This is a genomic window from Polaribacter litorisediminis (assembly GCF_019968605.1).
Taxonomy (GTDB): Bacteria; Bacteroidota; Bacteroidia; order Flavobacteriales; family Flavobacteriaceae; genus Polaribacter; species Polaribacter litorisediminis.
The window spans coordinates 3064415-3079618 of sequence record NZ_CP082966.1; the positions used below are offsets into that span (position 1 = coordinate 3064415).

Genomic DNA, 15204 nt, shown 5'->3' on the forward strand with positions numbered 1-15204 from the left:
TAATTTATTGTTTTTTAACTTAGTTCTTTGTTTTAGCTAGTTTTTCTATATAGTTTTCTATTAACATACTTCCAAAACCAGCTTTATCATTTCTCAAAAATTCCACACTTTCATTATTACCCATTGTAGGATGTACTTCTCTTAAATGCTTATCACTCCAAATTCCTAACTCAATAATTAAAGGCGTTAACTCTAATGCTTTTTCGGTCAAGTGATAGTAAACCGATTTTTTATTAGTAGGTAGTTTCGATTTTGTAATCAGTACAAATTCTTCTAATTGTTTCAGTTTGGTGGCAAGAATATTGGTCGCAATTCCTTCGTCGCTCTCGGTAAAATCCTTGAAAGTTTCTTTGTTTTCAATTAGCATCTGCTTAATAATTACCAGCATCCATTTATCCCCTAAAATATCAAGAGCCGAAGTAAAAGGGCAATTGCATCTAAATTTTATTTCCATTCGTTGTTGCTTTTATCGATTGCAAAGATAGTAAAATATATTTTTTACTTGCAAAATGAAATTAATCTTAGTTATTACTTGCATATTGAAAGTATTTTAGTACTTTTGCTTGCGAAATACAAGTAATAATTCATATAGAATAGAATGAAAAAAGTAATCACAGTAATGATGTTAGCAGGTATTCTTGCTTCCTGTAAAACAACAAAAACGAATAAAACAAGCGAGAGTAATCATTCAAAAACAACAACAATGAGTAAAAAAGAAACCGTAGGCACTTTTTTAGGTGCTGTAATGCAACAAAATCCTGAAAAAATGAGAGAATTGGCGAATACTAATTACATTCAGCACAACCCATTTATCCCAACAGGACTAGAACCATTCATACAAATGCTTCCTATCCTCAAAGAAAACGGAACAACTGCTGAAAATATTAGAATGTTTCAAGATGGAAATTATGTGTTTATGCACAACATTTGGCGAAATGCAAAGCCTTTTGGGGCAGATGAAATGGTTTCATTTGATATTATCCGATTAGATGAAAAAGGAAAAGTAGCCGAACACTGGGACGCTATGACGCCTTTGATAAAAGAAACAGCAAGTGGCAGAACACAAACCGATGGTTCTACAACCTTGTCAGATTTAGATAAAACCGAAGCAAATAAAGCTTTGGTTACTTCTTTTATTAATGATATACCGATGGGTAAAAATCAACATAAAATTGCAGAATACATCAGTATAGAGCAATATGACCAACATAATCCTCAAATAAAAGATGGTTTGAATGGGTTGGGCGAATTTTTCCAATATCTATCTTCACAAAATATAGTATTTAAATATACCAAACTTCACAAAGTATTGGGCGAAGGCAACTTTGTTCTTACCGTAAGCGAAGGCGAATTGATGGGAAAGAAGCAAGTATTTTATGATTTATTCAGACTGAAAAACGGTAAAATTATAGAACATTGGGATGTAATTCAAGAAATTCCAACCGAAGGTTTAGCGAATGATAACGGAATGTTTAACTTTTAAAATTAGATGATAATGAAAAATATAATAATCACAGGAAGTAGTAGCGGTTTTGGTCTAAAAGCTGTTAAAGATTTTGCAGATAAAGGCTATCAAGTATTTGCGACAATGCGAAACCTAGAAGAAAAAAACGCAAAAGTTAAAACAGAATTGGAAGATTATTCATCTCACATTAAAGTGGTTGATATGGATGTAACTAATGATACTTCTGTAGAAGAGGCTATGGACAGCATTCTTAAACAAGCAGGAAACATAGATATTTTAATTAACAATGCAGGTATTATGTATATTGGCATAACGGAAGCATTTAGTGTTGAACAGGCCCGCTTTCAGATGGAAACCAATTATTTTGGTGCGATCAGAACCATGCAAGCCGTTTTACCTGCAATGAGAAAATCAGGTTCTGGCTTAATTATCAACACCTCTTCGCTCGTTGGTCGTATATCGCCACCATTTTTTGGAACTTATACCGCTACAAAACACGCTTTAGAAGGTTATTCTCAAGCCTTACGTTATGAGGTTTCTCCTTTTGGTGTAGATATCGTAATGGTAGAACCAGGACCTTTTGGAACAGGGTTATTGGCATCAGGACAAGCTCCTACTCATAGCGATACTCTGGAATCTTATGGTGAATTGGCAGGTGTTCCTACCGCAATGGGCGAAAGTTTTGCTAAAATGTTACAAAGTGAAGATGCTCCAGACCCACAATGGGTAGTAGATGCCTATTTAAAATTAGCAGAAAGGCCATTTGGCAAACGTCCTACTCGAACTGTTGTAGGAATTACTTGGGGCGTTGATGAAATTAACGAATTAACACAACCTATTCAAGATAGAGTTCTTAAAGAAATGCAGTTAGAAAATGTACTTGGCGGCATTTCGGCATAACCAGTTAACTTTCAAATAATTTAATAAAATCACAAGGGTTTCGGCTCTTGTGATTTTTTTATCGGAATGTTTGGAGAAATTGGCTACAACTTATTAATAACAGCTATGGTTCAGGAATTGCATATACAACTTCTCAAAAAAATTTAAAAAATGATCATACCGTAATCATGAGTGGAAGAAATTTTTCTAAACTCGAAAAAGTAGCGCAAGAAAACCCGAAAATTTATATATTTCAGAGTGATGTGAAAGATGACACAAAAGTAAGAATTATGGTATTTCAAAAATAGAGGCAGTTCAATTTAGAGATGGATTACTCGATTTGATTAAAAAAGCAAAATTAGAAAATAAAACAAAAAGAAGTGTCTTAACTTTTAAACGACAGTCTATTTCCTAAGTAAACTAACTTATTGGTATGTAAATCAAAATAAGGAATTTGTCCCATTAAGTTTGGTGGTAAATTTTTAATTTGATGATATCGTTTTAAACTAGCCGCTAGTTTTAAAACATCCCCTTTAGTTGCCGGTTTATTTTCTTCTGGAGTAAAAATATTTTTAGCAATTTCAACGATACCTGCTCCAATTGCTGAGTTCGCAACTCCGGCTGTACTTATTTCATCTACTTTTACTTTACTAGTCCCCTGCTCTTTCTCTTTTATTTGAAGTTCAGTAGACTTTATTGCTAGTCCAACATTTTTAAAACGATGAAATGAAACCCTGCAAGAATTGCTACAAAACTTCTGTACCTTCCTTCTTTTTGGTACAAAATCCTTTTTACAGTATCGACAGCAATAGTATTGCTCTTCCATATTTTTTGTGTATTAAGCGTTAATTGTACGTACAATTAACGCTTAATTGCAATAAAGTGCAACTTTTATTCGATTTTTATATCAAAAACGGTTTCTAACAAATACTTTTGAGATTCTTCATCTGTAAGATACTGTTGTTTTTTCTTCTTTACTTTTTGTTTAGTTGAAGCAATTTCTTCTTGCAGTATTTCTGGAATATTTAAGTTAATCATAACGCATTCCCGCATAAAATCCTCTTCAGCTTGGGTTTTTCTAAAACTAGGAAAATCTTTATCAATATCTGATTTATGCAACACATAAGCCGCATTTTGTAGCGTAAAATGACCTAAATACTTTTTATACCTTTCATCTTTACTTGAATGAACATCCATGACTAATAATTCTGCCAAATACTACATTGCAAATAAATGATCTTTGTAATTATTAATTAAAATTGAAAATTGTGCTAGATTTAAGACGGATTCATATTCAGCCAAATCAAATAAATTCTCCTTTAAAGCACGTTGCTTTTTGAATACTTCTTGTGATTCGTCTTTATCATCCATAAAAATAATATCCATTTTTTTCCCCGCCATAATTAAGACATCAAATGCCCAATCAATTTCATTGAGCACTTTTTCTTCCATAAAGACTTCAACATAACTTTTTGGTATATAAAACAAGAATGGATACGAAGCTCGGTCTCTTAATTCTTCAAAAATCGCATGTACTTTTCTAGGTTCCTTGTTCATGTTATTTGAATAATTTTGAGTAATCTTCAGGTAAAAATCAGGTAATTCATCAAATAAAATACTAGGAATAATTTTCGTTTTTAACGGGCTATTTTTTGCCTTAAACTGAACTGTTTTTGTATTTAAATTGATGTCTTTTATTTTCAAACGACAAACCTCAATGGGTCTTATAAAAGTATAAGAAACAAATTTTATAAATAGTAATAAAAGGGGGGCTTGTTTTTCTAAATAGGTAAAGATGTTTTCTTGCTCTTTTCGAGTATAGGTTTTATGTCTTGTGGGTTTCGATTTTAATACAGGAATTGTTGGGATGTAGTCTTCAGTGGCCATTTCATTGTTCTTGAGCACTTGAAAAAGACTTCCTAATTCAGTCCGATAGTTGTTCCTACTTCGTGGGCTTGTTTCTAAAAGGATACTATTCAAAAAGGCTGTGAGATCTTTTCTTGTTATCTCTTTGATGTTTTTCTTATCCGGACAGGTCTTTTGTATCCAAGTAATAAACCGGAGTATTTTACTTCTATAATCTCGAATCGTTCCTTTACTGACTTCTTTTTCCTTGAGGTCTAAAGCAGTATCAAATGCTTTTTGAATGGAAATCCCTTCTTCTTTTGGTTGAATTTGTGAAGTTTTTTCTTTTTCAGAAAACTCTTTTTCTTTTGATTTCTTACTCTTTTGTGTGGTCTCTTTTTTGGTATTGACTGTGAATGACTTTTCGTCTATGGCTTCTTGAATAGCTTTTTTTATAGCATTATTGACCCTTGATGAAATAACTTCTTCTTTTTCCTTCTCAATGGAAGTTTTGGTTGCCGATGATCTTTTTAATTGATCGTACAACTCAGCATTATCTGCAAATGGATTGTAGCCTTGGCGCAATAGATACAGTAAATTTTTACGATACGAAGTTAGAATTGTGAGTCGAGCTTCTTTGGTTTTGTATTTATTTACTTTTCCATAGATGTTTCCCAATCTTTTCATTCTTCCTGTTTTAGGATTCCGAAAGGAAAAATACACATACCAGCGCTTGGAAAGGTCTCCGTCTGCTGTATAGATTTTGGGTAGCGAAAAATGGGTTTTCTTTTTCAAATCGTGTCCCAAATCGTGTTCATTTTTAATCGTAAATGTAAGAAATTCGCGAATTAAAGGCATAAAAAAACAGTTTAGTGACCTAAACTGTTGATTTATATTGATTTAAAATAGTAGCGGGAACTGGACTCGAACCAGTGACCTTTGGGTTATGAGTTCGAGGAAAACACTCATTTCTGCCCTTTTTTAGCTATATTTTGATTAAATTGTGTACGAAAGTGTGTACTCTAATTTATAATAATTTTCTTCTCAAATGTAATAAAAAAACTCAAATAATTCTCAATCTATATCTTTAAATAGTTCATCTACTTTTACAATTAACAGATCATAACAATCAACCATATTTTTACCCCAACTTAACCGATTTTCTAATTCAAAATTCATGCTATTATTATTTATTGCAGTGTGTTCGAGTTCATGTACTTTCCTTTCTACTTTTTTATTAAATTTTATTTTTTGTCAATAATTATTTAAAACTAGAGGAGCCTCATCATCTTTTACATTTTTTTTAAAATGAAGTAGTTATTGCGCAATCTTTTAGTATTTTAGAAAATGGTTTGGAGCGTACTAAGTCATAAAATTGATTCCTTGAAATAGGTTTATTTCTTTTAATATTTGTCATAAGTTTAAGTGCTATATCTTAGATAAAATTTATTGATTTTTAGCAATTTAGCGTTAAGCTTACGTAACATTAACGCTAAATACAGGTTATGACTAATTAACGGATATACAATTAAAAAATAAAAAACTATGAATCCCCTGATTAAAGATAAAATTAAAAGTGTCATTTCTAATAAATGGATTGATGGTCTTGTTGAAAAAAAAATTAGAATATTTGACCGAAATGTTTACGTCTGCAATAGAGTTAAATTATGCTAAAAAATAATATAAATTAACTTTTTCCTTTAGAAATAGGCATTCTTATATCTTGTGCAAATAGACTGCACATCACAGAAGTATATTTGTACTGTAAAAAAATAATTTATACTTTTTATCTTGATAAGAGAATTAAAAAAATCAACTACAATTTGAATATCTATTTATGACACCGCAGGAAATTAAAGAAATACTTATTGACAGTTGTTTGCAACAAAATCCTGATATCTTTTTTAAAACGTTGTTTTTAGAGAATGTAAAAACTAGTTTTCCTTCAAAGATAAATTTTTTTCATTTTTTTTGTCATATAATTGATAATACCAAAGAAAATTCTATTGGACAACTTCATTTAGAATGCATAGAAAAAGACATCCCTGATCAACATATCGTTGCTGCGGATACTTTGGAATTTTACAGTCATTTAAAATTTTATGATGAACGCCATACCTATCCAAGAATTATGATTTATTATTTAATTATCAATAAAGAAATAACATTTGATATTAGTCCTTTTTAAAAACTAAAAAACATTGGAAAACCATGAGTGATTATACATATTACATTGATAATAATGCTATCCAATTAGGAGATCTAGCCTATAGTATTGGTGATTTTAAATGTGCTTTTGACAATTATAACAAAGCATTGAATAGATTACGAAAATATCAAGGTGATAGAATGGCGCCTATGATGATAGCTTCTGGTCTCGTAAAAAAAGTAAATGAAACTTCTAATCTAGTACATGGAGGAACATCCACTTTGAAGTTTGATCCTTGGAAGTTGTCAAAAACTTCCTTTGTAAAGGGAAAGCAATGTTTAAAACATCTTTATTTAGATAAACACAAAAAACAGTATAAAACTCCAATTAGTGAGGAAAAAAAGCAATTATTTAAAAAAGGTCATACTTTTGAAGATACTGTTAGAAACACCGCTTTTCCTAATGGAATTAACATTAAGGAAACAGTAGGCTTCAATTTTGGTTATTTCAACTCGTATACAAAGTTTTTACTTCAAAATTATCAAGAACAAGTGCTTTATGAAGCCACCATTATTGAAGATGAAGTTTTGGTAATGTGTGATGTTTTGGTTCAACATAAAAATGGGAAAATTGATGTCTATGAAATAAAGCTACATACCCAAGTAAATGAAGCTGTTTTGGCAGATTTAGCTTTACAATATGCTATTTGTAAAAAACGCTTTGGTTCTAATTTGAACTCTTTTAATTTGATTTTAAGAGCTCCGGGTAAAACGCCGAATTGGAAAATAGAAAATGTAACTGACAATTTGGAACCTCAAATACCCCATGTTGATGAAAAAATTAAAGAATATAAGACTGTTTTATGGGGTAAAGAGCCTAATGTAGGCATGGGAACTCATTGCCAAACACCTTATGAATGTGATTTTATAGACTATTGTAAAAAAGTAAGGAATCAATGATAGTTTAAACCATATTGAGCAACAATCTCGGTATGTTTATTATGTAACTTTAGATATACTTCTAAGTCATAACTTACATCATAATTTTTATCTTTATAATGTTCTGGTAATGGTTTATATTTCTCTATAAAGTATTCATGAAGATCATATATTTTATTAAAATACTCCAACACATGTTCAAATCCTGTTAGATCAATTTTGATGGTTACTTTTTTTATTTTGGCACTAGCAATTGAATTTTTGGAATATTTTTTAGGAAGTTTAAATCTAACAGCACCATATAAATTATCCTGATTTTTGAAAAACCAAATTAACTTTTCTTCTTCTGTTTTAAGTTCTTCAAAATCTAAAAGTGCTTTTGTAGCTTTCTTATTATTCGCATACACTTTACTTATATCATCTAAATCACTTTTTATTCTTTGAGTTTTTTGAAAAAGTCTGTGTCTATTAAACAGCATCTCATAGGGATGACGATTATTGAAATAATCTTTAAAAAACTTATATTTTTTGTACCACTCAACAAATTGTTTTAGTGTTATGGGTTCTTTAAATTTTGAGACTTCATTCACTATATTTTTATACTGATTTTTAATCTGCGTGTATACTTCAGAAGGTTTGAATTTCACTTTATCTTCTTCATAAAACAATATATTTAAATTATATTTTTTTGCCAAATTTCTATTATTACTTAGTTTACTACAAATACAGAGGCCATCTATAAAAACACCATCTTTACTTTCTATTAGTATGTCCAGATAGTGACCCGAATTACAAACAAATGAAAGACCTTCATATCCTATGTGGCAAACACCTTCACAAGTACCTTTATAGCTTTCATCAAACCTAGAATAACCTTGCTTTTTTAATTCATTAAATTCAGATGATATTTTTTTTAGAAAAGTCTTTTTACTGACTTCCATGTATAGTACATTATCATGCAAATATTCTCCGAATTTAGCAGTATTAAAGTTTTTAAGGGCTTGAATAATATGTTGCATACTAGTTTTATGAAAAAATGGCTAATCTAATTTAAACTAGATACTTTTTTAGTGATTGTTTAAAAATTATTTTATTTAAGATTTACTTTTTTTATTTATCCCAAAACGATTCTTTTTAAACTTAAAGGATCCTTTTAATTCTTAATTTTATTTTCTTAAATCTATTTCTTTAAAAACAATTGAATCCATATGAGGTGTTGGTCTATATTCAATAGCATCATCCATTACAAATTCAGTACTATCAAATTGTAATTTTCCTTGTCTAAATTTAACTTTTGTTTTTAAATAAAGAGAAGGGCAACAATGCGCATCTTTATGATGACACATAGATACTCCTTTTAAAAAACCATCTTCTATTTTTTGATATCTAAACGCATTAGGCCAACCTTCTCTTTTACATCCACAAATTTCGGTTTCATTGGTAACATCCTCTAGCACAAAATTAGTACCCTGATTTATAAACACGTAAAAAAAAGTTACTTCATTATAACCATCCGATCTAAAAACACTAATAATACAATCTCGTTTATGGTCTTCATTTAAATCTCCAAATATGATGGAATTATTTGCATACTCTTGTTCATTTATTTTTATTGGAAGCGGGTAATAACTAATGTTTTCCTCATATTCTTTTCCTCCAAATAATTCAATTGAATTTTTTGTATCGTAGTCTTCTATGACTTTTATATAATTACTCTTTTTCTTAAAATTTAGAAATTCTTCTTCTGTTATTGTTTCAGGTTTAAACTCTACAACAAGATTTTTGTATACAACTTCAAAATTATTTTTTTCCTCCTGTATAATTTCTTTATTTATGTCTGAATTATTCTCTGTAGCTTTTTTAACACATTGAATAAACAAACAAGAAATTAAAATTAACAGCCAAAAGAATACATTTGGAGTTTTCATTTTTTTGTACATTAAATTTGATATTTTATGAAAGCAAACTTATTAAAGATATATGCAAGCTATTTGCATCTTTTAAAAACCTTCCATCCCCACTCATTCTTCTTTTTATTGTAAGATAAAATTATTTTCGCAGCAACTTCATCACCATCTTTTAAATGGTGTTTTTTTATAATATCTGGTGAAACAAAGTTCTTGTTTATAAATCCAAAATCTCTGTTTTCAGGGATTCGTATCTTCCCAGAGATTTCTTTTATACATTCTGAAACCTCATCTGCACTTGGTTTTATGGTTAATACTGTGTAAAAACCTTCATCACCCTTTTGGTTTATTCGTGCTTTGTAAATATCACCAATTTTTGGGTTTATTTTTAAATGTTTGTAACTGAAAAAACCATAAATACTTTTGTCTTTGATAAAGTTTGCTATCTTTTTATTCGTATTTACAAAATCGATGGTGATTACTAATTCCTCATGATTGTTGTACAATAGTTCCTCTGCAAGGATGGATTGCTCTTGGTAAAACTTTTTATTACTTTTAAGATCTGGATTTTTTTCGAACCAATTTTGATGTGTATACTTAATTAATTCGTTATTGATTTTCCAATCATTCTTTTTTCTAATATTCATTGCATTTAAAACTTCTACAGAAGCCTCACTGTACAACTCCTTTTGAACCAGCAATTCCGCTAATTTTTGATGCACGTTTACTAAAAAACTTTCTTTAGTATTTAATGTTAATGCCTTGCATAAGCATGGTATTTGTATATCAATATCATCCGCATGTGCTTCACCTAATAATTCCCATACCCAGAAATCATTTTTCTTCTTTTTCACAAAAGGAATTAATGAATTTTTGGCATCCTCAAATCTATTCAAGGCTAACAACAATTTAGACTTGTAATACAATGAATACTGATATTCAGGATGTTTGTTAATGACCTCATTTAGAAAGGATAAAAAATATTCTGTTTTATTAACATCTATTTTAGTTGACATAAATCTGCCTTCAACCTCAATAATTTCTACCTTTAATAATACTTTTGAATAAGCAATAATCACTTGTTCAACAAAAGACATTGTCTTTTTTCCTTTGATTTCAAATGGCTCAAAATCTTCTTCTAAAAAATTATCAAAACCAGCCCATTGAAATACTTCTAAATATGTGCTTCCAGAATGGATCATATCATTTGGGGCTGAATTTACATTAAACGGGTTTTCTTTGAAAGCTTTGTGTAAGGATTTTAACAAAAAACTATGCCCTTTTGATGGTGCTAGTTTTAGCGATTTTATTGCTTCAAAAATTGATTTTGCCGAGTTGAATTTGTCAGTATTATTCAGTGTGCTTTTTAATATTTGAAAATTATGTCCTCCAATCGCCCAACAAAGCTGTTCGTAAAACATCCCTTCATCTTCTGGTAATTTTAATTCAAAAACTTTTAAAATTATTGGTAAAAAAGCATCTTGATTCCCTTGCTGTTTTTTTAACATTGCATAATATACCCAAGCCAAATTTCTCTTCGCCCAAATATTCTCTGGTGTTGCCTCCAGTTCGCTTTTTGCCATCGCCAAAGCTTCTTCTAATTTACCTGAATCTCTTAGTTCTTTGATTTCTTTAGATGGCATATTGTTCTAATTTTTTGATTAATAGTTGTAATTTTATATCCTCTTTGCAGTTGAATGTTTTTGGGAGTGCCCTAGAAAAACTTCCGTTTTTTTTGAAATAGAATTGTATATTGGAAGTTACACTATCCGTAACTAGAAAATATTGAACAAAATATTTATTTACTTGTTCATCAATATTGGTTATGACTATATCTAATTCTTGACAACACGCTCTCACAACAAAATATAATGATTCCAAAAAATCTACACTTGGCTTGTAAGCTAACATGACACCTGTCAAGTCGTTATGATTGAAAATATCTTCAAGTTCTTTTTCTTCGGCAGTACCTCTTTTATTTAGTACTTCAAATTGATTAACAAAATGACCTGAAGCCTTATGACTTGCTTTTAATATAAACTCTTGAGTTGCATTGTAGCTCACGGTATATCTTTCTAAATAATCTCTGGACGCAACATTAATGATTGCATAATTCGTAGCTTCTAATTTTTCTTTTACCTCCCAATACTTTAAACTTTTTGCTTTGTGATCTGTTGCCTTATGAAAGGGTGATGTATTGACGTTTTCCAGATACAATGCATTGTTTGGTATTCTACCAACATTAGTGATCTCTGCTATTTTTAATTTACTAAACGTAGTTAAATGAGGAGGGTTTATCGCATAAACTGTATTTACACCTCGAGTTGTGGCTGTATACGTCCATCTTAAGGCATCATTACTTAAACCTGCTCTGCCAGAATAGTCTACAAACACCTTATCCCATTCACCACCTTGAGATTTATGGCAAGTAATTGCATAGCCATATTTTACCCTCAAAGCATTGTAAAATGGATCTTTGATTAACGCATCTTTAAATTCTTTTGAACCTACTTTGAACTTAGATAATCCGTTTTGTCTTCTCTTTTCTTGTTCTTGATTAAAACGCATTACAAAATTGATATATAATGCCTTTGTCATGTCTAATGTTAAATCTCTATCAATACTATTTAACAAATCATCAATAATATAACAGCATATATCTTCATCAAAATGAGGCACTCTAAATGCTATTTCTCTAAATTTTAATTTGATAATTTCTTTTATTCTTTTGCCATTACGCAGCACATACACTGGGACAGATTGCTCAACCGTATGTTGTGAAACCTGAACCACTTTTGCCAAATCTCCGTTATACAATTCTGTCTTGTACGAATATTGATTGTTATTATTTATCATGATGATATCTCCTGCTACAATTGCTTTCTGGTCTGGAAATAACACTTCTCTTAATGCAAAATTATAATGGTAGGCTTGTGCATTTGAAAATGATATGATTACACCATCTCCTATTTCTGGATTTGGGTAAAGGTTTGTAAACTGATTAACGATATCATACGAATCTAACTTTACAAAACTTTCTTGATCATATTTTAACTCGATTGTATTTCTTGATGATTCTTTTAAAAGTGCTCTAATACTATTTGCATTTTCTAATATTAAATTATCATCTTGTCTCATAACTTGCGTTAGTTCTGAAAACTCACAAGCATATCCTAATTCCTTAAAATAATCAATTTCTAGTGCTTTGGATTGATTATCGCCAACTGGTGGCAGCTGAGCCGGATCTCCTACAAAAATAATTTTATTGTTTTTATTTGTCGTAAAAGTGTGCATCAGCAAATCATTTAGAAGAAAGTTAGTTCCAAAATCAAACAGTTCGTTCTTAGCTTCTTTAGAAGAAATCATAGACGACTCATCTACAATTAACACCCTTTCATTATTTGACTCTAAATCAATTGGGAAGTAATATTTTACACTATGATCTGCCAATTCTTTAGATTCTGCATTAATTGCTTTTAAATCTTCTAATTTATAAATACTGCTATGTATAGTTCTACCAAAACCTGTCTTATCCTTTAATACTTTAGCAGCTCTTCCTGTAGGTGCTATAATATTAAAAAGTCTTTTATTTTCTTCTAAATATTTTACTATCCCACTAATTAAAGTTGTTTTCCCAGTACCTGCATAACCTTGAAGGATAAATATACTTTTATCACTTTCTAGGAAATCATTTATGTGACCAACTGTATTTTGTTGATCTCCATTTAGTCTGATATTTTGGTAAAAATTTTTTAATTTCATGGTTTTTGCAATTCTTATTATTAAAAAGGTAAACCGTCATCTTCCTCTTCCAATTGACTTTGATCAAAAGTTTCTGGTTGTGGGATATTTCCCATACCTACTTTCTCATTTTGCACACTTTCAATTTTCCAAGCTTTAATATCTGTGTACCATCTGTTATTGTATGGTCTACTTTCAATATCAAAATCAACAACAAGCTCTTTACCTACTTGTAAAATCTCGTTGTTAATTTTATCTCCCCAGATAGATATACATATCTTTTTTGGGTACTGTGCATCGGTCTCCACAATAATATCTTGCTTTTTCCATTCTCCGTTTTTGCTCGTTCCTGTTTGTAACGGTAGACATTCTATTAATTTCGCTTTTAGTTGCATTTTTTATTTCTTTTAATATTATAGTACAAAGATGCGATACATGTGTGCAGTGTATTTGCATTATTATTGATTCTCTATTCTTATTTCACTTTTTTAGCACCCTTGAGTTTTTTCGGCTACTTATTTTTTACAAACTCATTTCTAAATCTAATATTCTTAGCATTCGGGTTTTCATTTTGTTTTTTTTAAACTGCTCTACAGTTCTTCTTCTCTTAACAATATAATCGCCTCTTAGAAATCTATTTTCCCTCCCAAAGCTATATCGTAATTACCTCTAAAATTTCATTTTCACTAGAACTTTTTAAATAGCGTGTATACGCTGCGATATTTTTAATTTTATCATAAATTCTTATAAATCCATCACTAAATTTTACTTGAATAGTGCTTCCGCCTGGTTGATGAGATAATGGGTTTGTTCTATATTGGTCTGCTACTAAAAATGAATTATTTGATTCTTGTCCTAAATTGTTAAAAATTGGATTTATGTTATAGCCTATGGTTTATGGTTTTAGTTGTTTACTTGCTATACGAACAATATAAGCCTCGCATAGAAACCTATTTTAAAACTAACATTTATGAAGGAAGCTTTTTATTAGCATAGATATAAAAGAAACAACAAAATCTTTATACTGTATTCATGAACTTACTTTTTCAAAAAAGCAATGGACAGACAAGAATTGGTAATCAGAATGTGTTAATCCTTGTTTTAATGGAACTTACTTTTTGAGACGGTTACAAATTGATTAGTAAAAACTCTAAAAAATGTCTTAATCCTTGTTTTAATGGAACTTACTTTTTGAGACTTTTACATCTAAGGACTTAGAGAAAATGACAAAAAGGTCTTAATCCTTGTTTTAATGGAACTTACTTTTTGAGAAAATGCACGCAATTGGGATAACAAAAGCAGAAGAGGTCTTAATCCTTGTTTTAATGGAACTTACTTTTTGAGCTGGAGAAAAAACTGGGTGGCTGCGTTATTGGAACTCGTCTTAATCCTTGTTTTAATGGAACTTACTTTTTGAGCATTGATATTCATAACATTAGCAATATTTATTTGCGTGTCTTAATCCTTGTTTTAATGGAACTTACTTTTTGAGTCATCCCTAATAGGTTGGTAGATCTGAATGACGAAAGGTCTTAATCCTTGTTTTAATGGAACTTACTTTTTGAGTAAAACATTATATGGATTGTTATGACAAGTGGGGTAAGGTCTTAATCCTTGTTTTAATGGAACTTACTTTTTGAGATAGTTTCACTACAAGTAAAGCAAGATATGCTATAGTCTTAATCCTTGTTTTAATGGAACTTACTTTTTGAACTAAAAATAAAGTAAATTATGCGCTTATTTGTGTAGGAGTCTTAATCCTTGTTTTAATGGAACTTACTTTTTGAGCTGGTCACAAAGCGCTCATTGCTTTAAGCTTTACGGTCTTAATCCTTGTTTTAATGGAACTTACTTTTTGAGTCTTAACAGACCCTTTTTACGTATAGATTGGAAATAGTCTTAATCCTTGTTTTAATGGAACTTACTTTTTGAGTTACAACTGCTGGGTGTATTATTTGTAGCGTAAAAGTCTTAATCCTTGTTTTAATGGAACTTACTTTTTGAGTTGTATCTGTAATGGATATAGAATCTTGCCCTGAATCGTCTTAATCCTTGTTTTAATGGAACTTACTTTTTGAGTAATTCAACCAAGTGGTAATCCTGCATTTCTTACTGTCTTAATCCTTGTTTTAATGGAACTTACTTTTTGAGCCCGAAGATTATCTGTGTCTCTTCACGAGGATACTCTTGTCTTAATCCTTGTTTTAATGGAACTTACTTTTTGAGTGACCAAATGGACACCAAAGGCGAAGGAGGAGAGAGGTCTTAATCCTTGTTTTA

The 15204-nt window shown here is 30.3% G+C and carries 13 protein-coding genes and 1 CRISPR repeat array (1 of these 14 running past the window's edge); of the genes, 4 read left to right on the forward strand and 9 right to left on the reverse strand.

Annotated features, from left to right (window positions below):
• Window positions 1–19: 19 nt before the first annotated feature.
• Complete coding sequence (locus tag K8354_RS13090; protein ID WP_223440666.1) at window positions 20–454, reverse strand: winged helix-turn-helix transcriptional regulator; 435 nt, start codon at window positions 452–454, stop codon at window positions 20–22.
• A 144-nt stretch (window positions 455–598) separates the two neighbouring features.
• Here K8354_RS13090 and K8354_RS13095 point away from each other — a divergent pair, with 144 nt between their 5' ends.
• Together K8354_RS13095 and K8354_RS13100 are read left to right on the forward strand one after the other, a co-directional pair.
• On the forward strand, window positions 599–1483 hold the full coding sequence (locus K8354_RS13095; RefSeq protein ID WP_223440668.1) for a nuclear transport factor 2 family protein: 885 nt from the start codon (window positions 599–601) through the stop codon (window positions 1481–1483).
• Between the two features lie 12 nt (window positions 1484–1495).
• Window positions 1496–2365, forward strand: a complete 870-nt coding sequence (locus K8354_RS13100; protein ID WP_223440670.1) for an SDR family oxidoreductase — start codon at window positions 1496–1498, stop codon at window positions 2363–2365.
• A 364-nt stretch (window positions 2366–2729) separates the two neighbouring features.
• Here K8354_RS13100 and K8354_RS13105 read toward each other — a convergent pair whose 3' ends face one another.
• From K8354_RS13105 to K8354_RS13115, 3 genes are all read right to left on the reverse strand, one after another.
• Window positions 2730–3170, reverse strand: coding sequence for an eL24 family ribosomal protein (locus K8354_RS13105; RefSeq protein ID WP_223440672.1), 441 nt, complete (start codon window positions 3168–3170; stop codon window positions 2730–2732).
• A gap of 65 nt (window positions 3171–3235) precedes the next feature.
• The gene (locus K8354_RS13110; RefSeq protein WP_223440674.1) at window positions 3236–3559 is read right to left on the reverse strand and encodes a hypothetical protein; all 324 of its coding nucleotides are present in this window, start codon (window positions 3557–3559) and stop codon (window positions 3236–3238) included.
• A gap of 3 nt (window positions 3560–3562) precedes the next feature.
• A complete protein-coding gene (locus tag K8354_RS13115; RefSeq protein ID WP_223440676.1) occupies window positions 3563–5047 on the reverse strand; it encodes a tyrosine-type recombinase/integrase in 1485 nt (494 codons plus the stop codon).
• Between the two features lie 979 nt (window positions 5048–6026).
• On the opposite strand from K8354_RS13115, the gene K8354_RS13120 reads away from it, so the two are divergent.
• Together K8354_RS13120 and K8354_RS13125 are read left to right on the forward strand one after the other, a co-directional pair.
• Complete coding sequence (locus K8354_RS13120) at window positions 6027–6377, forward strand: hypothetical protein (RefSeq protein WP_223440678.1); 351 nt, start codon at window positions 6027–6029, stop codon at window positions 6375–6377.
• A 23-nt stretch (window positions 6378–6400) separates the two neighbouring features.
• Window positions 6401–7297: a hypothetical protein gene (locus K8354_RS13125; protein WP_223440680.1), complete on the forward strand. Its 897-nt coding sequence runs from the start codon at window positions 6401–6403 to the stop codon at window positions 7295–7297.
• On the opposite strand, the gene K8354_RS13130 is transcribed toward K8354_RS13125, so the two are convergent.
• The 5 genes from K8354_RS13130 to K8354_RS13150 form a co-directional block, all read right to left on the reverse strand.
• Window positions 7291–8295 (reverse strand): hypothetical protein, encoded by a 1005-nt coding sequence (locus K8354_RS13130; protein ID WP_223440682.1) that lies wholly within the window; start codon window positions 8293–8295, stop codon window positions 7291–7293. The genes K8354_RS13125 and K8354_RS13130 overlap by 7 nt on opposite strands.
• 147 nt (window positions 8296–8442) lie before the next feature.
• Window positions 8443–9204 carry a hypothetical protein gene (locus K8354_RS13135; RefSeq protein ID WP_223440684.1) on the reverse strand — a complete coding sequence of 254 codons (762 nt, stop codon included), beginning with the start codon at window positions 9202–9204 and terminating at the stop codon, window positions 8443–8445.
• Between the two features lie 59 nt (window positions 9205–9263).
• A complete protein-coding gene (locus K8354_RS13140) occupies window positions 9264–10826 on the reverse strand; it encodes a tetratricopeptide repeat protein (RefSeq protein WP_223440686.1) in 1563 nt (520 codons plus the stop codon).
• Window positions 10816–12945: an ATP-dependent DNA helicase gene (locus tag K8354_RS13145; protein WP_223440688.1), complete on the reverse strand. Its 2130-nt coding sequence runs from the start codon at window positions 12943–12945 to the stop codon at window positions 10816–10818. The genes K8354_RS13140 and K8354_RS13145 overlap by 11 nt, the downstream gene beginning before the upstream one ends.
• 20 nt (window positions 12946–12965) lie before the next feature.
• The gene (locus tag K8354_RS13150) at window positions 12966–13319 is read right to left on the reverse strand and encodes a DUF3127 domain-containing protein (RefSeq protein WP_223440690.1); all 354 of its coding nucleotides are present in this window, start codon (window positions 13317–13319) and stop codon (window positions 12966–12968) included.
• Between the two features lie 691 nt (window positions 13320–14010).
• A CRISPR array of direct repeats spans window positions 14011–15204; the repeat unit is 37 nt; unit sequence GTCTTAATCCTTGTTTTAATGGAACTTACTTTTTGAG; it runs 3953 nt beyond the window's last position.